The 21,056-nt window shown below is 45.7% G+C and carries 21 protein-coding genes; 17 read left to right on the top strand and 4 right to left on the bottom strand.

The window, feature by feature from the left end; genetic code table 11:
* Positions 1-26: 26 nt before the first annotated feature.
* The 3 genes from DVG79_RS03015 (at position 27) to DVG79_RS03025 (ending at position 1,641) form a co-directional block, all read left to right on the top strand.
* Complete coding sequence (locus tag DVG79_RS03015) at positions 27-299, top strand: UPF0223 family protein (RefSeq protein ID WP_114595400.1); 273 nt, start codon at positions 27-29, stop codon at positions 297-299.
* A 234-nt stretch (positions 300-533) separates the two neighbouring features.
* Complete coding sequence (locus DVG79_RS03020; RefSeq protein ID WP_012370874.1) at positions 534-722, top strand: hypothetical protein; 189 nt, start codon at positions 534-536, stop codon at positions 720-722.
* Between the two features lie 139 nt (positions 723-861).
* Positions 862-1,641 (top strand): inositol monophosphatase family protein, encoded by a 780-nt coding sequence (locus tag DVG79_RS03025; protein ID WP_114596541.1) that lies wholly within the window; start codon positions 862-864, stop codon positions 1,639-1,641.
* Positions 1,642-1,659: 18 nt separating this feature from the next.
* On the opposite strand, the gene DVG79_RS16075 is transcribed toward DVG79_RS03025, so the two are convergent.
* Entirely contained in the window at positions 1,660-1,830 is a 171-nt protein-coding gene (locus DVG79_RS16075) for a DUF5325 family protein (RefSeq protein ID WP_012370872.1), read from the bottom strand.
* Positions 1,831-2,017: 187 nt separating this feature from the next.
* Here DVG79_RS16075 and typA point away from each other — a divergent pair, with 187 nt between their 5' ends.
* The 3 genes from typA to DVG79_RS03040 all read left to right on the top strand — a co-directional run bounded on the left by typA (position 2,018) and on the right by DVG79_RS03040 (position 5,436).
* On the top strand, positions 2,018-3,865 hold the full coding sequence (typA, locus tag DVG79_RS03030; protein WP_014970803.1) for a translational GTPase TypA: 1,848 nt from the start codon (positions 2,018-2,020) through the stop codon (positions 3,863-3,865).
* Positions 3,866-3,892: 27 nt separating this feature from the next.
* Complete coding sequence (locus DVG79_RS03035; protein ID WP_012370870.1) at positions 3,893-4,246, top strand: YlaH-like family protein; 354 nt, start codon at positions 3,893-3,895, stop codon at positions 4,244-4,246.
* A gap of 140 nt (positions 4,247-4,386) precedes the next feature.
* Positions 4,387-5,436, top strand: coding sequence for a PQQ-dependent sugar dehydrogenase (locus DVG79_RS03040; protein WP_114595401.1), 1,050 nt, complete (start codon positions 4,387-4,389; stop codon positions 5,434-5,436).
* Positions 5,437-5,465: 29 nt separating this feature from the next.
* Here the strand turns inward: DVG79_RS03040 and DVG79_RS03045 are convergent, their stop codons facing one another.
* Positions 5,466-5,669 (bottom strand): YlaI family protein, encoded by a 204-nt coding sequence (locus DVG79_RS03045; protein ID WP_114595402.1) that lies wholly within the window; start codon positions 5,667-5,669, stop codon positions 5,466-5,468.
* A gap of 116 nt (positions 5,670-5,785) precedes the next feature.
* Here DVG79_RS03045 and DVG79_RS03050 point away from each other — a divergent pair, with 116 nt between their 5' ends.
* Positions 5,786-6,238 (top strand): PNPOx family protein, encoded by a 453-nt coding sequence (locus DVG79_RS03050; protein WP_114595403.1) that lies wholly within the window; start codon positions 5,786-5,788, stop codon positions 6,236-6,238.
* Between the two features lie 39 nt (positions 6,239-6,277).
* A complete protein-coding gene (locus DVG79_RS03055; protein ID WP_114595404.1) occupies positions 6,278-7,594 on the top strand; it encodes a PhoH family protein in 1,317 nt (438 codons plus the stop codon).
* Between the two features lie 78 nt (positions 7,595-7,672).
* Here DVG79_RS03055 and DVG79_RS03060 read toward each other — a convergent pair whose 3' ends face one another.
* Complete coding sequence (locus tag DVG79_RS03060) at positions 7,673-8,134, bottom strand: hypothetical protein (protein WP_114595405.1); 462 nt, start codon at positions 8,132-8,134, stop codon at positions 7,673-7,675.
* A 122-nt stretch (positions 8,135-8,256) separates the two neighbouring features.
* Here DVG79_RS03060 and DVG79_RS03065 point away from each other — a divergent pair, with 122 nt between their 5' ends.
* The 4 genes from DVG79_RS03065 to DVG79_RS03080 all read left to right on the top strand — a co-directional run bounded on the left by DVG79_RS03065 (position 8,257) and on the right by DVG79_RS03080 (position 14,768).
* Positions 8,257-8,535: an Fpa/YlaN family protein gene (locus DVG79_RS03065; protein ID WP_014970798.1), complete on the top strand. Its 279-nt coding sequence runs from the start codon at positions 8,257-8,259 to the stop codon at positions 8,533-8,535.
* Positions 8,536-8,612: 77 nt separating this feature from the next.
* A complete protein-coding gene (locus DVG79_RS03070; protein ID WP_114595406.1) occupies positions 8,613-9,884 on the top strand; it encodes an FtsW/RodA/SpoVE family cell cycle protein in 1,272 nt (423 codons plus the stop codon).
* Positions 9,877-13,311, top strand: a complete 3,435-nt coding sequence (locus DVG79_RS03075) for a pyruvate carboxylase (RefSeq protein WP_114595407.1) — start codon at positions 9,877-9,879, stop codon at positions 13,309-13,311. Before DVG79_RS03070 ends, DVG79_RS03075 begins: the two co-directional genes overlap by 8 nt.
* 101 nt (positions 13,312-13,412) lie before the next feature.
* Entirely contained in the window at positions 13,413-14,768 is a 1,356-nt protein-coding gene (locus tag DVG79_RS03080; protein ID WP_114595408.1) for a cryptochrome/photolyase family protein, read from the top strand.
* Positions 14,769-14,830: 62 nt separating this feature from the next.
* Here DVG79_RS03080 and DVG79_RS03085 read toward each other — a convergent pair whose 3' ends face one another.
* On the bottom strand, positions 14,831-15,724 hold the full coding sequence (locus DVG79_RS03085) for a COX15/CtaA family protein (RefSeq protein WP_114595409.1): 894 nt from the start codon (positions 15,722-15,724) through the stop codon (positions 14,831-14,833).
* 325 nt (positions 15,725-16,049) lie between these two features.
* Here DVG79_RS03085 and cyoE point away from each other — a divergent pair, with 325 nt between their 5' ends.
* The 5 genes from cyoE to DVG79_RS03110 all read left to right on the top strand — a co-directional run bounded on the left by cyoE (position 16,050) and on the right by DVG79_RS03110 (position 20,943).
* Positions 16,050-16,982 carry a heme o synthase gene (cyoE, locus tag DVG79_RS03090; protein WP_114595410.1) on the top strand — a complete coding sequence of 311 codons (933 nt, stop codon included), beginning with the start codon at positions 16,050-16,052 and terminating at the stop codon, positions 16,980-16,982.
* Between the two features lie 64 nt (positions 16,983-17,046).
* Complete coding sequence (gene coxB / locus DVG79_RS03095) at positions 17,047-18,078, top strand: cytochrome c oxidase subunit II (protein WP_114595411.1); 1,032 nt, start codon at positions 17,047-17,049, stop codon at positions 18,076-18,078.
* Positions 18,079-18,112: 34 nt separating this feature from the next.
* Complete coding sequence (gene ctaD, locus DVG79_RS03100; protein ID WP_026827913.1) at positions 18,113-19,981, top strand: cytochrome c oxidase subunit I; 1,869 nt, start codon at positions 18,113-18,115, stop codon at positions 19,979-19,981.
* A 1-nt stretch (position 19,982) separates the two neighbouring features.
* Positions 19,983-20,612 carry a cytochrome (ubi)quinol oxidase subunit III gene (locus DVG79_RS03105; RefSeq protein ID WP_012370856.1) on the top strand — a complete coding sequence of 210 codons (630 nt, stop codon included), beginning with the start codon at positions 19,983-19,985 and terminating at the stop codon, positions 20,610-20,612.
* Position 20,613: 1 nt separating this feature from the next.
* Entirely contained in the window at positions 20,614-20,943 is a 330-nt protein-coding gene (locus DVG79_RS03110) for a cytochrome C oxidase subunit IV family protein (protein WP_114595412.1), read from the top strand.
* The last annotated feature ends 113 nt before the right edge of the window (positions 20,944-21,056 follow it).

The raw sequence follows: 21,056 nt of genomic DNA on the forward strand, positions 1-21,056 counted from the left end.
GAAGCGTGAAGAAAGGAAGTGTCACAATGGCGGTCAATTATCCGATTAATCCGGACTGGTCTACGGACGAAATCGTAACAGTCATCCAATTTTTTAATATGGTCGAAGAAGCTTATGAAAAAGGAATCGATCGAACAGTCTTTTTGAATGCCTATAAAGCTTTTAAAACCATCGTCAATTCAAAGTCGGAAGAAAAACAGCTCGACCAGTTTTATTTTGAAGAGACAGGGTGTTCGAGCTACCGGGCTGTTCAACAAGCAAGAAAACAAACAGATGCGTTGTTGCGTTTAAAAAAGTAACGACATTCGTATCGTTAAGCACCCCCTCTTCTGACCGTTCAGAAGAGGGGGTGCTTGTTTAGAAAAAACAAAAACTGGTTATATACTACATACAAGACGATATCGTACAACTGTAAAATTGAAAAATAGATACTTTACATCTAAGTTAAATCGTACTATTATGGATTCAATCCACTAAATAGTCGCAATTGTCTGATAACTGAGTTTTTTATCCCGCGAAGGAGTGTGGTTACTGTGAAACAAGTGATCGAAGCATACAAAAGAAAAGATGCAGAAAAACGCATTCCTGTATTGCGCCTTGAAATCGATTATGAACTTGCGACATTACATGATGCAATCGTAGCAAGTGATACGGAAGCGATGGGTGCCAGTAAGGAACGTCTTGAAAAATATCGTCAAGAGATGGTTCGTCTTGAAGCGTAAAACAAGATGATATCTTTTAAAATAGAATAAACGATAATAAAATAATCCCAAAATCAACCAGCGAAATTTTTGTTGGTTGATTTTTTTTGTTATCATGGAAATGTAGGACGGTCTGAAGGAGACGGAAAGGGTGAGTCGGATGCAAGGGATTGAGTTACATGCGATCGATCTAATCAAGCGGGCGGGCAAGTATATTCGTCAAAAGATGGATCAAGCGTATCATATAGAAGAAAAAACAAATAAAAGTGATCTCGTCACAGAAATTGACCAGCATGTGGAAGATTTATTGATTCGAGGAATTTTGGATCGATACCCGGATCATCACGTGTATGGAGAAGAAGGACGAATCGTTCGTCCAGATACACTGGAAGGAACGGTCTGGTTCGTCGATCCGATTGATGGGACGATGAATTTCATCCGTCAAAAACGCTTATTCGCGATTTCGATTGCCATTATGGTAGAAGGGGAATTGCGTTACGGATTCGTGTATGATGTGATGGCTGATGAACTGTTTCATGCCATCAAAGGGCAGGGGGCTTATGAAAACGGGATTCGACTCGCACCAATCCAGGAGAGACCGGTCAAAGAAGCCATCATTTGCATGAACGCGACATGGGTGACGGCGAACCGGCGAATCGATTCTAATCTACTCGCGCCACTTGTCCGGGATGCGGTTGGCGTTCGGGCTGTCGGTGCGGCTTCACTGGAACTTGCTTGGGTCGCGGCGGGACGGGTCGATGGTTACATCACGATGCGAAATATGCCGTGGGATTATACAGGTGGACAAGTATTGATCGAAGAACTTGGCGGACGTGTCGGGACAATCGAAGGAATGGACATGACATATCTTGAGCAAACGAGCGTACTGGCAGGAAGCCGGCAATTCGTCGAGGATGTGTTGACGTACGTGAAAAAATAAAACGCCCGTAGAGGGCGTTTAGGCTTGTTTACGTAAACGTGCTTTCAAGACGAAGCCGACTCCCATTGTCCCGATGGTCAAAAGAAGTGAGACGACGATCATGAGTACGTTTTGTTCCGCAATAAAAATACCGATGGCAGCCATTGAACCGACTGCGATGATGGCTAGCAATAAAAAAAGAATCCGCATTTGTCATTTCCCCCTTGCGATACATGAACTCGTCTTTAGTTTAGCTTGAATCAAGGGCAATGAAAAGGCTTTCGCTGTCATCTTCGATCTAAGTGATTGCCAACTACCAGTCAACCTGTGCTATACTCTTAAAGTTGACCGAAAGTATTAATGGATTATTTAAATGAACAGAAAGAGGTACACACCTATGACAACAGTAGTAAGAAACGATTTACGCAACGTCGCGATCATCGCCCACGTTGACCATGGTAAAACGACACTCGTCGATGAGCTTTTAAAACAATCTGGAACATTCCGTGCGAATGAACTAGTCGAAGAACGTGCAATGGACTCAAATGATATCGAGCGTGAGCGCGGAATCACGATCCTTGCTAAAAATACGGCAATTGATTACAAAAATACACGCATCAACATCGTGGATACACCAGGTCACGCCGATTTCGGTGGTGAAGTAGAACGTATCATGCGTATGGTTGACGGCGTTATCCTTGTTGTCGATGCGCGTGAAGGCTGTATGCCACAAACACGTTTCGTATTGAAAAAAGCACTTGAGCAAGGTCTCCAGCCAATCGTCGTCGTCAATAAAATTGACAAGCCGATGGTCCGTCCACTCGAAGTTGTTGACGAAGTCGTCGACCTCTTGATTGATCTTGGAGCAGATGAAGATCAACTCGAATTCCCAGTCGTTTATGCATCGGCAGTCAACGGCTCAAGTTCATTTGACCCTGAACTTGAAAATCAAGAAGATACAATTACAAACGTACTTGATTTAATTCTTGAGCACACTCCGGCTCCTGTTGACAACAGCATGGATCCTTTACAATTCCAAGTTACAATGCTCGACTACGATAACTATCTTGGACGTATCGGAGTAGGACGCGTTTTCCGTGGAGAAATCAAAGTTGGAGACAGCGTTTCGCTTTCTAAACTTGATGGATCAATCAAAAACTTCCGTGTTACGAAATTATTCGGATACTTTGGTCTGAAACGCGTCGAAATCGAAGCTGCAAAAGCTGGAGATTTGATTGCAATCGCAGGTATGGAAGATATCAACGTCGGTGAAACGGTTTGCCCGACTTCACACGTCGATCCACTCCCATTACTTCGTATTGATGAGCCGACTCTTCAAATGACGTTCATCGTCAACAACTCGCCATTCGCTGGTCGTGAAGGTGACCTCGTCACTTCGCGTAAAATCGAAGAGCGTCTTGAAAAAGAGCTTGAAACAGACGTTTCACTCCGTATCGAAAACACAGATTCACCAGACCGCTGGATCGTTTCTGGCCGTGGTGAGCTTCACCTCGGGATTTTGATTGAAAACATGCGTCGTGAAGGATACGAAATTCAAGTATCTAAACCGCAGGTAATCATCAAAGTTGAAGACGGCGTTAAAGTTGAGCCGTTTGAGCGCGTTGTCATTGATACACCTGAAGAGTACACAGGTGGCGTCATGGAATCGATCGGTCTCCGTAAAGGTGAACTGACGAACATGCAAACAATGGATAACGGACAAACAAAAATGGAATTCATCGTTCCTTCACGTGGATTGATCGGATACCGGAATGAATTCTTATCTGCAACACGCGGATACGGAATCATGAACCATACATTCGAAGAATACCGTCCGTTCATCAACGCGGATATCGGTGGACGCCGCAGTGGTGTTATGGTCTCAATCGAAGCTGGTAAAGCGACTGCATATGCGATTTCTGCACTTGAAGACCGCGGAACGATCTTCATCGAGCCAGGCCTTGAAGTTTACGAAGGAATGATCATCGGTGAATGTAACCGTGACGTCGATCTCGCTGTTAACGTTGTTAAAGCGAAACAATTGACGAACATGCGTGCATCTGCGAAAGATACAACAAACGTTCTTAAACGTCCACGTGTCTTCTCACTCGAAGAATCATTAACATTCCTGAATGAAGATGAGTACTGTGAGATCACACCACAATCAGTTCGTCTTCGGAAACAAGTATTAAACAAAAACGAACGTGAAAAACAAGACAAGCGTCGTCGTCTTGGTAAAGACTGAGCTCTTAACACGTAAGGGGGACTGGCAATGACTGCACAACCTGCCGTTGCTTCTGATTTCTCGAAATTTGATATTCCCGCCGTTGCGAAGTTGCTTGGTGTGGGAAGTGATCCGAATAACTTGAGTGCCGGCTTTAATGCACTGATGATTACGGTCGTCATCTTGACGTTAATCGTTTTTAAATTAGGATTTGCGAAAGAGTTAGCCTGGTGGAAATCACTGATTGTCTACTTGTTGCTCGCGGTGTTCTCTGCCGCTTTAACACTTGTCTTTTGGACATGGCCGATCCCTGAAGTATTGCTTGCGATGGTTGTCATTCTCGGAATTTACCGATTCCGGATGTGGATGGTCAAACGTGAGCGAGAACGAACCGCTTCTTGATCGTAAATCAACACAAAAAAGTTCCGTTTCCTTTTGGAGACGGGACTTTTTTGTGTGAAATGAAGGGAAATGCGTTCCGTGTTCGATTCCAGGAATAGTTTACGACAGGTTCGGGAAAAAAATAGCAAGAGGTGATAGATATGATCAACCGAAAATGGAGCATCCCGTGCAGTCTTGCTGTTGTTTTAGCCGGATGTTCAGAAACTACGACCGAAGATCCATCGAAATCGGTTCCGAAAACATCTGAGCCGGTCGAAAGTAATATCATTTTCAAAAATTTAAAGATACCGTGGAATATTGAAAAAAACCAACAGACCTTTTATATTACAGAACGGGAAGGGACAATCGTCAAAGGAACAGAAGGGAAGTATAGCCGGATGGAGCTCGAATTGACCGAACCGGTCGTTGCAGAAGGGGAGGGCGGACTGCTTGGGATGGCGCTTGATCCAGACTTCCAAAAGAACCGCACAGCGTATGTCTATCATACGTATGAGAAAGAGGGGGCACTTTGGAATCGGGTCATTGAGATCACGGAAGAGACCGAATCGTGGAAAGAGCAACGCGTGTTACTGGATGAGATTCCAGGCGCATCGATTCATAATGGCGGTCGAATTGAAATCGGACCGGATGGATTATTATATGTGACGGCAGGTGACGCGGCAGTCCCCGAAAATGCTCAAAAACTATCTTCTTTATCCGGAAAAATTCTCCGGATGAACCTCGACGGCAGCCCGGCGAAGGGGAATCTAAGAGAATACGTTTACAGTTACGGTCACCGTAATCCACAAGGGTTGGTTTTTGTCGATCAAACATTGTATGCAACGGAACACGGTCAGAGCGGTCATGATGAAATCAACCGGATCGAACAAAAAAATTACGGCTGGCCGTTGATTGAAGGAACGGAAAAGCAACAAGGACTCGTTACACCCTGGTATGAAGTGGGTGAAAATTCAGTTGCACCGAGTGGAATAGCAGAACAAGGTGGAAAGTTGTATTTCGGAACGCTGGTCGGTCAGAGCCTCCGGTCAATTGAAACGTCGACCACTAAAGTGGAGCAACTTGTGACGGACCAGGGGCGTATCCGGGACGTGATGACGGATGGACAACACCTGTATTACGTCACGAACAATACGGATGGAAGAGGAAATCCGTCGGATGAAGACGACGTTCTTGTTCGTCTCGACCCGTAAAAAAACTACTTTGAAAACCAAAGTAGTTTTTACCATCTTTTTTTAGTTGTCGCCCAGGTCGGATAAAGATTAAACTGTCCTGTTTCTTGCCGCGCGACGGTCCGCTTTGTGACACGGTCGTGACATTCATCGCATATGTAGACGCGCACTGGTTTGTTTCGCAATCTTTTGGCTGTGAAGGACCAGTCATCGATGGTTTCTCGTTTATCGCAGATGGTGCATTTAACACGCATGGGAGGTCCTCCTTTTTTTCTTAGTATATCATATTTAAGAATTATTCAACTTGAAAAAGGGATGCGATTATCCGGTATCGAATAGTAATAAAATAAGGAACGGAGGGGGTGGTACCATGGCAAATAAGGTGGAACATCGTCTGAGTGAACAGCAGATGAAGGCATTAACAGATTTACCACTCGTATTTTTAATCACACATGATCAGAGCAAAAGCTGGCCGATTACACATGCCATCAGTTGGGTGTACGCAAAAGATGAAACAACGATTCGTTTTGCAATCGAAGCGGATTCGTTACTTGTCAAAACGTTAGCTGACCATCCCGTTTTTACACTTATTTTCTTTGCCGATCAATCGACGTACAGTTTAACGTGTACGGATGTCGCAGCCTGGGAAACGAACACTCGATTACCTTTACAGGTAGCGTTGTATGAAGGACAGATTCAAGAAGTCCGCGATATCTTATTCTACGGGGCTGCCGTGTCGGACCGGCCGCGTGTTCATAAAACGTATGATGAAGCGGCAGCGCTGAAACTTGATCAACAAATTCAGGATATTTTAAAAGGATAACATTCATCAAAACTCGACTCTAAAGGAGCGAACGATGGAATGAAAAAAATATATGTGCTCGATACCAATGTCATGCTACATGATCCTTTGTCTCTGTTTCAATTCCAAGAGCACGATGTCGTGATTCCGGCCATTGTCTTAGAAGAATTGGATGGGAAAAAACGAAATATGGATGAAGTCGGACGAAATGCACGGGAAACGGCGCGGATTCTTGATCAATTACGGGAAACCGGGCATCTCCATGCCGGTGTTCCGCTCGGGAATGGGGGGATTCTACGGGTTGATATCGGAGATTCCATCAGTGAAGTTTCACCGTTCACGCATGAATCAAACGACAACAAGATTCTTGAACTGGCCTGGTCGATTCATCGGGAACAAAAAGAACAACAAAGTGGGCGGGATGTCATCCTGGTCTCGAAAGATATTTTAGTTCGGGTGAAAGCGGACGCGTATGGTTTGGTCGCAGAAGATTACTTGACGGATCATATCGCTGACCTGACAGGACTATACACGGGTTTTGTTGAACTGGTCGTTGACCAAGAATACATCGATGCTTTTTATCAAGATAAACGATTGTCAGTCGATGTTCTTCCGGAAAAAGTGCATCCGAATCAATTCGTCATTTTAAAGAGTAATGTGTCGAAAGCATCTGCGATTGCTGTCGTCGATCAAGAAATGCCGATTATTCGGGCGCTCTCACTCGACATCGATCAAGTCTGGGGTGTCGTTCCGCGAAACGTCCAACAGCGAATGGCATTTGAACTGTTGCTTCGGGATGATGTTCCACTTGTCACACTCGTCGGGAAAGCAGGAACCGGAAAAACATTACTGGCACTTGCGGCGGGGTTATTACAGGTCGAAGATGAACACCGGTATAAGAAATTGGTAGTTGCGCGACCGGTTGTACCGATGGGCAATGATATCGGATATTTACCGGGAGAGATGGAAGAAAAACTCCGTCCTTGGATGCAACCGATTTATGATAACTTGGAGCATTTATTCAACACGAGTTCCGGTGACGAACTAGGAAACATTTTGGCGGGGATGAAATCGATTCAACTGGAAGCCCTGACCTATATTAGAGGGCGGAGTATGCCGGGGCAATTCATTATCATCGATGAGGCGCAGAATCTGACAAAACATGAAGTGAAAACGATTTTGACCCGTGTCGGTGAAAATTCTAAAATTGTCTTAGTCGGCGATCCCCAACAAATCGATCATCCGTATTTGGATGAGTATTCAAACGGATTATCTTATGCAGTCGAACGGCTGAAAGGTGAAAAGATGACGGGGCATGTCAAACTCGTTAAAGGCGAGCGGTCAAGCCTGGCCCGCTTGGCAGCAGACTTACTCTAAGCAAACACGACAAAAAAGCCGTTTCTGTTTCCTTCACGTTAAGAAGGCACAGAAGCGGCTTTTTATATCTTTTTTAGATCATACTACAGTTATACGAGTCACAGAGCGGACGATTTGATCACGGTAAAGCAGATGGACAGGACCATCACTTAACACTTTTCCGTCTTTTGAAAACTGCAAGTACAGTTCCGGTAACATACTCAGATCAAGTTCAACCGTTTCCGTTCCTTCGAACCGTAATGCGGCGGCGCCTTCGATCGGCTCGGCATTTTGAATGAACGCTGCAAGCGGCATAGCGAATGACCCACGCAAGGCGGCATCTTTTTCTTCGCGCGTCATCGGTTTGTTATGGTCAGTCCGGCTGCCTTCCGTAATTCCTTTATCCCAAGCGGCCCCCATCTTGGCATAATAAGCTTCTTGTGCGTTATCTCCGACTTCTTTCCCAATGTGGTCGACTTCAATCTTCCGTTCATCGAAGATCCAAACCGTTGGGTCGATCGTCAGTGGATAGCGGACGTTACCTGTAATCGGAAAAATCATCATTATTCCCCCTAAATGTATGAGTCGTGCAAATCCATTATACCGAAACGTTGAATTGTTGGCGAAAGTAAGGTAAAGTTTATCTATAACAGGAACGCGTCATTTGATGAGGAGGGATTGGATTGTCAACTGAAATCGGGACAGTTCATCGCCAGCGCGCTCTTGAGCTACTAGAAGCGGATGCCCATAAAATCCGCCGGTTGATCGAGGTCCAGCTTGCGAATTTAACGATGCCACAATGTCCTCTGTATGAGGAAGTATTGGATACACAAATGTTCGGATTGTCACGCCAAATTGATTTTGCCGTTCGTCTCGAACTGATTGATGCGAGTGAAGGAAAACAATTACTCGACTCATTAGAACAGCAATTATCTGATTTACATGATGCGGAGACGTGCTGATTTTCTACTCAAACGTGAAATGCGGCGTTTGGGTATTTTTTTTTAGAACTAGGAATTAGAAAAAGGACGTGTACATAATGCAATCGAAGTTTAAGGAAAAACGTGCGTTTTTTGATTATCGCCTCTTCTTCACGATGCTGATTCTGATGGCGATCAGCACGGTGATGGTTTACAGTGCCAGTGTCTGGAACGGTGGCGATTACGCAGACACCTCATTTTTTGAGAAACAATTGATGTTTGATGTAATGGCGATTGCTGTCTTCTTGTTTGTCGCCCATCTGAATCATGAGATTTTCCGAGGACCATTGGTACGGTTGGCTTTGTATGTCATCACGTTCGGTATGTTGACGGCAACGCTGTTTGCTACACCGTTGAACGGGGCGCGTGCCTGGTTGAATTTCGGGATTTTCTTGATCCAGCCGATCGAGCTGTGTAAATTTGTTCTCGTCATCGGTCTTGCCAACTATTTTGATCAAAAACATAAAGGGCAGATGAATGGTGTGATTGGAATCGTCCACCATTTCATTCATCGTCAAATCGCACCGGATTCATCCGGCAAGCGGATTTTGCTCAGTTTCACGGACTGGATTTTGATTCCGATGCTCGTGTTACTAGCCCCTTATGCCTTGATTATCCGGATGCAACCGGATGATGGCGGGTTGTTCATTTTACTCTTAATTACGGCGATGATTTGGTTTGCAGTCGGATTGCCGCGCGGTTATATCGCTGTTGCCATTGTATTAGCAGCAGGAGCCGCTCTGTATGCCTGGAACAATTTTTCCGCCAATCAGATGGAACGAATCAATGCCATCTTCAATCCCTTTCTGGACGCGGAAGGAAAAGGGTATCAATTGATCAATTCGGTCATCTCGATTGCCCACGGAGGATTCTTTGGAGTTGGTTTAGGGAATAGCTTTCAAAAGTACGGTTATCTGCCGGAACCGGAGACCGATTATATCATGTCGATTATTTCGGAAGAACTCGGATTCGTCGGAGTCCTGATTGTGCTGGGACTGTTGTTCTTTTTAATGTGGCAAAGTGCGCTTATTGCCCGGCAATCGGCTTCCATCTACTCGAGCATGGTGGCATTCGGCATTTCGTCCATCATCTTTATTCAAACCGGCATCAATATCGGAGCGATGTCCGGTCTGTTTCCGGGGACCGGTGTGACGTTACCGTTCATCAGTTACGGCGGGTCTTCGCTTCTCGTCATGAGTACGATGCTTGGTGTCGTGGCAAATATTTCGATGCAAAACAAGCACCGGATAGCGTATCATAAAGAAGTACAGGAAGCACGAAAGATGAGTGCTACGAGTTCATTACCTAAAGGGGGAGCATCAGTTGACTAAAATCAAAAAGATTCTTGTCGCCAACCGCGGAGAAATCGCGATTCGCGTATTCCGTGCGGCAACCGAACTTGGGATTCGGACAGTCGCTATTTATTCACGAGAAGATAAGGGATCGCTTCACCGGTATAAAGCAGATGAAGCATACCGGATTGGCGAGGGGAAAAAGCCGATTGAAGCGTATCTTGATATCGAAGGAATCATCGAGACTGCGAAGAAAGCGGAATGTGATGCGATCCATCCCGGGTACGGTTTTTTATCAGAAAATATTGAACTCGCTACACGATGCCGCGAAGAAGGCATTATTTTCATCGGTCCCCGAGAAGAACATCTCTACAGTTTTGGCGATAAAGTCCGTGCGCGGACGACGGCCATTGAAGCCGGTTTACCTGTTATTCCGGGTACGGATGGTCCGATTACATCAATTGATGAAGCGTATGCTTTTGCTGAAAAGGCCGGTTATCCATTGATGGTCAAAGCTTCTTTAGGCGGCGGTGGACGCGGTATGCGTGTCGTCCGGACCGAAGAAGAATTACCGGACATGATTGAACGGGCAAAATCGGAAGCCTTAAAAGCATTCGGCTCGGATGAAATCTACGTTGAGAAATTGATTGAACGTCCAAAACATATCGAAGTTCAAATCATTGGAGATGCCCATGGCAACATCGTTCATTTGTTCGAACGTGATTGTTCAGTCCAACGCCGACACCAAAAAGTTGTCGAAGTCGCGCCATGTGTCACGTTATCAGATGAGGGACGCCAAAAGATTTGTGATGCAGCTGTCACATTGATGAAGCACGTCGGTTATGAGAATGCCGGAACGGTTGAATTTTTGGTGACACAAGACGAATCATTCTATTTCATCGAAGTTAATCCGCGTGTTCAGGTTGAGCATACGATTACGGAAATGATTACCGGGATTGATATCGTTCAGACACAAATCCGAGTTGCGGAAGGGGAATCACTACATAGTAAATTAGTGGGTATTCCTGCACAAGAAGAGATTCAAATGTTAGGTTTCGCTATCCAAAGCCGGATTACATCAGAGGATCCGGAAAATGGCTTCTTGCCGGATACGGGCAAAATCAAGGCCTACCGTTCACCGGGTGGTTTTGGTGTTCGTCTTGACGGTGGAAATGCCTATGTCGGTGCTGAGATTTCACCTTATTACGATTCTTTACTCGTTAAGATTTCGACACACGGCTTAACCTATGATCAAGCCGTTGCAAAAATGAGCCGGAACTTAAGCGAATTCCGAATCCGTGGTATTAAAACCAATATTCCGTTCTTAAGTAATGTATTGAAACACCATGCGTTTATCAGCGGTGATTACAATACGTCGTTCATCGATGATACAAAAGAATTGTTCATCTTCCCGAAACGACAAGACCGTGGAACGAAGCTGCTGACGTATATTGGAGAAGTATCTGTTAACGGCTTCCCCGGAATCGGAAAAATCGAAAAACCGATTGCCCGTGACGTCCGGATTCCAAAAGATTTGCCTGCCGACTATCAAGCAGGAGCTAAAGCGATTCTTGACGCGGAAGGACCACTTGGTGTCATCAACTGGCTAAAAGCACAAGAACGCGTCCAATTGACGGATACGACATTCCGGGATGCCCATCAGTCCTTACTTGCGACACGGATGCGGACGAAGGACTTAATCGCCATCGCGGAAGCGGAAGCTAAACTGTTACCGGAACTCTTCTCAGTGGAAGCTTGGGGTGGAGCAACATTTGATGTGGCATACCGGTTCCTGTCAGAAGATCCGTGGGTCCGTTTGATGCAATTGCGCGAAAAAATGCCGAATGTTTTGATTCAGATGTTGTTACGCGGAGCCAATGCAGTCGGTTATAAAAACTATCCGGACAATGTCATTCATGCCTTCGTCAAAGAAGCAGCCCAAGCAGGTGTCGATGTGTTCCGAATCTTCGACAGCTTAAACAATCCGGAATCGATTCAGCTTGCCATCGATGCCGTCTTGCCAACTGGGAAAATCGCCGAAGCGGCAGTTTGTTATACAGGCGACTTGTTTGATGCGAACCGTCCGAAATATCATCTTCCGTATTACGTCAAACTGGCGAAACAGCTCGAAGCGAGTGGTGCTCATATCATTGCCATCAAGGATATGGCAGGATTACTGAAACCGGAAGCTGCTTATGCTTTGGTCTCAGCACTAAAAGATGCTGTTGATTTGCCGATTCATCTGCATACGCATGATGCAAGCGGAAACGGAATTTACACGTATGCCCGGGCTGTCGATGCCGGAGTCGATATCGTGGATGTCGCGGCTTCAAGTATGGCCGGTCTGACAAGTCAGCCTGCCGGAGGAAGTTTAATTCATGCATTAAGCGGTCATAAACGTCAGCCGCTCGTGTCTGTCCAAAAATTCGAACAAGTATCGGACTATTGGCAGGATGTACGCCATCTCTATCAAGCGTTTGAACTTGATATGTTAGCTCCGAATCCGACAGTCTATGATCACGAGATGCCGGGTGGTCAGTACTCAAATCTTCAACAACAAGCGAAAGCTGTCGGACTCGCGGATCGTTGGTCTGAAGTTAAAACGATGTATGCCCGTGTCAACATGCTGTTCGGTGACATCGTTAAAGTTACACCATCTTCAAAAGTCGTCGGCGATATGGCCTTGTTCATGGTCCAGCATCATTTGACGGAAGAAGATGTACTGGAACGTGCCAGCAATCTTGATTTCCCGGATTCTGTCGTCGAATTGATGAAAGGGGAGCTTGGGACGCCACCAGACGGTTTCCCGAAACAAGTCCAGGCGGCAATCCTCAAAGGCGTCGAGCCGTTGACGGAGCGTCCCGGAAAAATGATGGAGCCACTCAATTTTGATGCCATCAAGCATGAACTGTTCGAGAAACTGGAACGTCCGGTGACGGAGTTTGATGCCTTGGCATACGCTTTGTATCCAAAGGTATTCCTCGATTACAGTTCGTACGTTGCACGATATGGTGATATTTCAGTTCTCGATACGAGCACGTTCTTCCACGGCATGCGTCTTGGGGAAACGATCGAGGTCGAAATCGAGCGCGGAAAAACGTTGTATTTGAAGTTGATTCAAATTGGTCAACCAAACGATCATGGTGTCCGTGTCATCTACTACGAGATGAACGGTGTGCCGCGTGAGGTCGAAGTAAAAGATATCAGCATTAAAGAAAGCTCATCGAGCCGTCCGAAAGCCGATCGTTCGAATCCGAAACAGATTGGTGCGTCTATGCCGGGTAGCGTCTTGAAAGTCCTGGTTGAGCCTGGAACGCGGGTTCGTAAGGGAGAGCAGTTGCTTGTAACGGAAGCAATGAAAATGGAGACGACGATTCAAGCACCGGAAGACGGTGAAATCAAGTCGGTCCATGTCAAAGAAGGCGAAGCTATCGCGAGTCAAGACTTATTGATTGAATTCATTTAACACAAAACGTAAATCAGCATAAATACAGTATGACGAAAGCAGGCAAAACGCATGGCGGATTGCCTGTTTTTCGTTCATCATTATTTTAGGGAGGCACGAATATGAACATCATTTGCTGGATTCGAAGTGATTTTCGAATCGAGGACAATCACATGTTGGCACAAGCGGTGAACTATCTGGAAAAGGATGAACAGGCAAACGTCGAGTTCGTTTTTTGGGTGAACCCGAACTATATCGGAGAGTATGATGCGAGGCAACAATATTTCTTCCAGGCACTCGAACACTTCGCAAAAAACTGTAAAACACACGGGATGCCGATTCGATTCATCGAAGGGCAGGAAAAAGATTTTCTCGAGGCGACAGATATGGCAGATGTCTTATTATTTAACGCTGAATATGTAGAACCGTTTAAGAGTCGTGACGACGGGATTATGAAAAAGCGGGGTGACAAAAAGACAGAACGTCTGCTGGACCGTCATCTGCTTCATCCACATGCCGTCAAAAAAAATGACGGTTCCTATTATAAAGTGTTTACACCATATAAAAATGCTTTTTTGAAGAAAGATATCGATAAGCCGTACCCGGTCAATCTGGATTTCCTGAAAGCACGTTATCAGACACGCCGTCAAAACAATGCATTTATGTTGGATTACTTTAAACAGGCGGCATCGGATGCTGACTTTGGTGTAGGGGAAGAACAGGCGACGAAACGATTGCAGGCATTCATCCAAAACAGTCTGTCTTCTTATAACGAGCAACGGGATCTGCCGGCGGTCGACGGAACAAGTCTGATGTCCCGTTACCTGCGGACCGGTGAGATCGGAATTCGGACAATCTATGAAGCCGTCAATCAGGAGGAAGATTCGAAAGGCAAACAAACGTATCTGACCGAATTGATTTGGCGGGAGTTTTACTACACGATTTTGATGCATTATCCGGAATCCAAACGACTGCCGGTCAACGAACAGTATACACAGATTGAATGGGAAACGGATGAGGCTGGCTTTAACGCCTGGACAGAAGGGAAAACGGGTTATCCGATTGTCGATGCAGCCATGCGGCAGCTCAACACGACGGGGTGGATGCATAACCGTCTGCGGATGATTGTCGCGTCCTTTTTGACAAAGGACTTACTGGTCGATTGGCAAAAAGGGGAACGGTATTTCCAGCAAAAACTGGTTGATTATGAAGCCGCGTCGAATATTGGCGGGTGGCAATGGGCAGCGTCGGTCGGGACGGATGCTGTTCCATATTTCCGGGTCTTCAATCCGACGACTCAGTCGAAGAAATTTGATAAAGATGGAACCTTTATCCGCCACTATTTGCCGGAACTCAAGGATTTACCTAAAACGTCGATTCATGAGCCGACGGAACAACAACGACAAGATTACGATTATCCGATGCCGATTGTCGAGCATGACATGGCCCGAAAACGAGCGATTGCCCGTTTCAAATAAAACGTGCAAAAAAACAGGGAGGAGGAATAAAATCCTCTCCCTGTTTTTAGTTGAAAGTCTAATCAGCGTAACCGGGAATCGTCTTTTCGCGTCCGGAATGCATGGTAAGCGAGGTAAGAGATGACTCCGAAATAACAAGTGATCAGGAATGCGTGTAATAACGGAACGTACGTGGCATGTCCACCAAGAACGATCCAGGCACCGGTTGCAACCTGACAAGAGATAAAGAAGGTTGCGAACAACATACCGGTACGCGAGGTCCGGTGTTTCAGGCGAATCGCCGTGTAGTGGACGAACAGCGTATAGAAGAACAACAGACCGGCCAAAATCCGGTGAATCATTTGCACCCACGCTTCGAACGTCATCGTCGGTTGCGAACAGACCGGCCAGCCGACGCAGGCATACGTCGCACCGACATGGCGGACGAACGCTCCGGTGTAAACGACGATTAACGTATAGATCAGTAAGCCGTACAACAGTTTACGCAAGAACGCTGGGACCGATTCCCTGAATTCTTGACCGGGACGCTCCATAATCAAGATCGTCAAGATAAGTAAGGAAGCAAAAGAAATCAATGAGATTCCAAAATGGAGTGCCATGACGAGATCCGACTGTTGCCAAACGACGGCACCTGCACCGACAATGGATTGAATCAACATGAAAATGAAGGCCAGGAAAGCGAAAATCTTGATATCCAGGCGATCTTTGAAAGCGACAAGTGTCCAAAGACACAAGGCGATGATCAATAAACCGACGACTCCTGTTACTGCGCGGTGACTATACTCAATCATCGTTTCGACACTTGGATTAGTTGGAATCAATTCTCCGTGACAGAGCGGCCAATCGGTCCCGCATCCGTTTCCGGAATCTGTTTTCGTGACGGTCCCCCCCATGAGAAGAACGATCATCATCGTGAATGTGACAAATGCTGAAAAAATCGAAAGTTTTCGATTCAAAACGCAGCCACCACCTTTCTAGAGAAAATACATGATACTTGAAATACCTAGCAATAGTATCGCATAAAAAATATCGAAACGCTTGCAATCTTTTAGAAGAACGCTATTCTAATATTAGGTAAATATGGTGAACTGTGAGGTTAATCACATAGATTTCACATTTTGTTCATTATGTCGAAAGTATTTTCATACGTCATGACCTTGAATATGTGGTATCTTTTATAGAGAAAAGGACGTTTCGTGGCGTGTCTGTGTTATTTCTGTGAAGAAAATACGTGAATCCTACGTACAGAAAGAACGCGGACGGTTAGAAGGAGGAAACAACATGGCGAAAGTAAACGGGGAGACCCTGGACATCATGATCGAGCAATCGGATCAGCCGACGTTCAAGGACTATGTCACCCTAGCAAAGATGGGAATCGTTCGTGCGAATCTCATCACCGTCTTCGCAGGTTATGTCGTGGCAGCATCATACTTAACGGATGATGTTCTACTGTACTTGTGGCAGACGAAGTTGACATTATTGTGGACGCTTCTCGGAAGTGGACTGGTCATTGCCGGTAGTTGTTACCTCAATAACTATATCGACCGTGACATTGATTACAAGATGGAGCGGACGATGGGAAGACCGAGTGTAACCGGTAAGATGGATGGGCAACGGATATTGGCATTAGGACTTGGGATACTGGCTACCGGTACCGTTCTCTTGCTGATCGTTAACCATGTCGCGGCAGTTTTCGGATTGATTGGTTCGTTTGTCTACGTTGTCATCTATACGATGTGGTTAAAGCGGACACATACGATCAATACAGTCGTAGGTGGTATTTCCGGAGCAGTGCCACCGATCATTGGATTTGCGGCAGTCACTCCAACACTTCATATCGATGCATGGATTTTGTTTCTCATCATGTTCGTATGGCAACCGCCTCACTTCCTTGCGCTCGCCATGAGACGGACGGAAGAGTACCGGGCTGCCGGTATTCCAATGTTACCTGTCGTCAATGGTTTTGCGATCACGAAACGGCAAATTGTATGGTGGATTGCAGTTTTAGTTCCATCATCACTCCTCCTTGCGCATTACGGCATCATTTATATGCTTGTCATGGCAGTGCTTGGCGGATACTGGCTCTACATGGGACTGAAAGGTCTCAAAATCAAGGAAGAACAAGCTGAGATTAAGTGGGCTTCGAAGATGTTTTTCTTCTCGCTCTTTTATTTCACGGCTTGGATCGTGACGGTCGTACTCGTTTCTCTCTAAAACGATTTGACATACTTCACGGACACCATTAAGAAAGAAAAAAATTGGGGAAAAGAAAGTGGGGATGGTTGTGAAAAAATCAGGAAAAATGCTCTTCCGGCTTCTTCCGATCGGTTTGATGGCATTATTGTTATCAGGTTGTGGAATCCCGGAATTGTCCGCACTACAGCCTCGCGGGGAAGGCGCACAAATGCAACTTGAAATCATTAAGCTCAGCTTATGGGTCATGTTGTTTGTCCTTGCGATTGTAGCAGTCATCTATATTTACGTACTTATGAAATTCCGTCGTAAAGCTGGAGACAACACTGTTCCGAAACAAGTGGAAGGAAATCACACACTTGAAATCATCTGGACAGTCATTCCGATTCTCTTGTTAGTCGTTCTTGCCGTACCAACCATCAAAACGACGGTTGAATTAGCAGATGCGAAAGAAGCGAAGAAAAATGAAGTCATCAACGTTACAGCAAACCTGTACTGGTGGGAGTTCGAATATCCAGACAAAGGTGTTTCAACAGGACAAGAGCTCGTTATTCCAGTCGGAAAACGTGTTGCTGTCAACTTAACTTCAAAAGACGTCATTCACTCATTCTGGGTACCTGCTCTTTCAGGTAAAACAGATACAAACCCGGGTCTTGAGAATGAAATGTGGTTACAAGCACAAGAAGCCGGTACGTACTACGGTAAATGTGCCGAGTTATGTGGACCATCGCATGCTTTGATGGACTTCAAGGTCATCGCGCTTGAACAGGATGATTACGATGCATGGCTTAAAGACATGAAGTCAGCTAAAGAAGCAGAAACAAAACAATTGGATGCAAAAAATGAAAAGAACTGGACGACTGGCGAGCAAGTTTACGCACAAAACTGCCTCAGCTGTCACGGTGGCGGGAAAGTCGCGCCAAGCTTAACAAACTTTGGTGATCGTCAACGTATCGCTGGATACCTCGATCATGACAAAGAAAATCTCGAAAAATGGATTCGCGATCCACAAAAAGAAAAACAAGGAACAAAAATGCCTGGTTTCTCTGAAGATAAGATTAGCGATGAAGAGTTAAGCGAACTTGCAGACTACCTATTGGACAAAAAGCTCCAATAATATTTAAGGGGGAATCATAGTGGGGACACATACTATGGGTATGCCGAAGAAAAAAACCGGCATCATGGACTGGCTAACGACAGTCGACCATAAAAAAATCGGGGTTCTCTATATCATCTCTGGATTGTTTTTCCTTCTGGTTGGTGGCGTAGAAGCCTTAATGATTCGTTTTCAATTGATTAAACCGATGAACGATTTCGTCAGCGGTGAATTATTTAACCAGTTGATCACGATGCACGGTACGACCATGATCTTCCTGGCAGCCATGCCGATGTTGATCGGTTATATGAACGCTGCTGTTCCGCTTCAAATCGGAGCACGTGACGTTGCGTTTCCGTTTTTAAATGCACTTGGTTTTTGGTTGTTCTTCTTCGGGGGAGTCTTGTTGAACCTGTCATGGTTCTTCGGCGCAGCTCCGAACGCAGGGTGGACAGCATATGCACCACTTTCAACTGTTCCAGAATCACTCGGTGTTGATTTCTACTCACTCGGATTACAGATTTCTGGTTTCGGTACACTCATGGGGGGGATTAACTTCCTCGTTACGATTTTGAACATGCGTGCACCAGGTATGAAACTGATGCGGATGCCGTTGTTCACATGGACAGCATTCGTTGCATCAGCATTGATCGTTTTCGCATTCCCGCCACTTACGGTCGGATTGTTCCTCTTGACGTTTGAGCGTCTGTTCGGGGCACATTTCTTCGATCCGGCAGCCGGTGGTAACATAGTCATCTGGGAACACCTTTTCTGGATTTTCGGTCACCCGGAAGTATACATCTTGATCTTACCGGCCTTCGGTATCTTCTCTGAAATCATTCCTACATTTGCCCGTAAACGTCTCTTCGGTTACACGACGATGGTCTTTGCGACAATGTTGATCGGTTTCTTAGGATTCATGGTTTGGGTCCACCACATGTTCACAGTTGGACTTGGTCCGGTTGCGAACGCAATCTTCGCGGTTGCGACAATGGCGATCGCCGTTCCGACCGGGGTTAAAATCTTCAACTGGCTCTTTACGCTATGGGGCGGTAAATTGACGTTCCCAGTTGCGATGCTCTACTCGGTTGCCTTCATCCCATCATTCCTTGTTGGTGGTATGACAGGGGTCATGCTTTCTGTTGCTCCTGCCGATTATCAGTACCATGACAGCTACTTCGTAGTTGCCCACTTCCACTACGTTATCGTTGGTGGAGTTGTCTTCGGTCTCTTCGCAGGTCTGTACTACTGGTTCCCACTCATGTTCGGGAAACAGCTCAACGAGTTCTGGGGTAAAATTCAATTCTGGTTGTTCTTCATCGGCTTCCACTTGACGTTCTTCCCACAACACATTCTCGGTCTGACTGGTATGCCACGTCGTGTCTTCACGTACTTGCCAAACCAAGGCTGGGAAACAATGAACTTACTGTCATCAATCGGAGCAGCCTTCATGGGTGTCTCGACAATCGTTCTTGTCGTATCCATCGTTGCGGCATTGATGTCAAAAGAATACGTTAAACGTGACGTCTGGGGCGACGGTCGTACCCTCGAGTGGACACTTCCTGTCCCAACTCCAGAGTACAACTTTGCACAGATTCCACTTGTTAAAGGTCTTGACACATACTGGCTCGAAAAAATGGCTGGAAACAAAACGGTTTCGGTTTCGGAAGAAGTCGGCGATATCCACATGCCGAACAACTCGATCCTGCCATTCGTCATGTCTGTCGGTTTATTCCTTGCCGGTCTCGGATTCATTCTTCGCCTTGACTACGGTACAGTAGGTCTGATTATCGCCTTGATCGGTCTTGCGATGACACTCTTCGCAATGTTCCTCCGTTCTTGGATTGACGATGAAGGATACTACATCCCGAAAGCGGAAATCGAAAAAGATCTACGCCTTGAAGCTGAAAAGGAGGCGAAGTAAGATGGGACATCATTCAGTACCAAACAACCCGATTACGGGTATTCCGGATCATGTTGAAAAAGCAACACTTGAGGGTAAGAATAAATATGTAGCCTTCTGGTTCTTCCTTGGAGGAGAGACGACATTGTTCGCTTCTCTCTTCGGGACGTACATCGGGTTGCACAACTCCGGTGCGAAAGAAGGATTACGCAGTTACGATATTTTTGAAATGGGTCTTGTCTTCATCATGACGATGCTCCTTCTCACAAGTTCACTGACAAGTGTTCTTGCGATGATGGCGATGAAACGTAATGATGTGAAGAAAATGAAAATGTGGTTGATCATCACGCTTGCACTCGGTTTAGGGTTCCTCAGCGGTGAGATTTATGAGTTCAATCATTACTACCACATCGGTCACACGTTTACGTCAAGTGCTTTTGGATCAGCCTTCTACACACTCGTTGGTTTCCACGGAGCACACGTCTTGTTCGGTCTCCTCTGGATCTCTACATTGTTGATTCGGAACTGGAATCGCGGGATTACGGTCGTGAACGCACCGAAGTATTATGTTTCAAGTCTTTACTGGCACTTCATTGACGTCGTCTGGGTCTTTATCTTCTCAGTCGTCTACCTCATGGGGATGGTGAAATAAGATGGAAAAACACGAACCGCAATTAACACGTAATCAAGTTGAACTCGAGTTGAAAGCAGATCGCAGCCGCGAGATGCAGTTGCAACTCACGAGTTTCGCTTTGATGATCTTTCTCACACTGATTGCTTTTGGTGCGGTCATGGCAGAACTCATGCCACACTGGGCAGCGGGTGGATTCCTGATCATCATGGCAATCGTTCAAGTCTACTTGCAGCTTTATATGTTCATGCATATGAACAATAAAGGCAACACGTGGATCAAAGTCATGATGGCACTCGGCATCTTCGTCGCCTTGACGATCGTCGCGACACTCCGTCTTTTGATCTGGTAATAAATTGTGACCATTCTGCTAACGTTTAGCAGGATGGTCTTTTATTTTGGAATCGTTTTATGAGAAACCTTTACAATGAAATAGGGGAACGGTAATCTTAATCTGTAGGAAAA

It is taken from the genome of Exiguobacterium sp. RIT594 (assembly GCF_003339585.1).
In the GTDB taxonomy this organism is placed as follows: domain Bacteria; phylum Bacillota; class Bacilli; order Exiguobacteriales; family Exiguobacteriaceae; genus Exiguobacterium_A.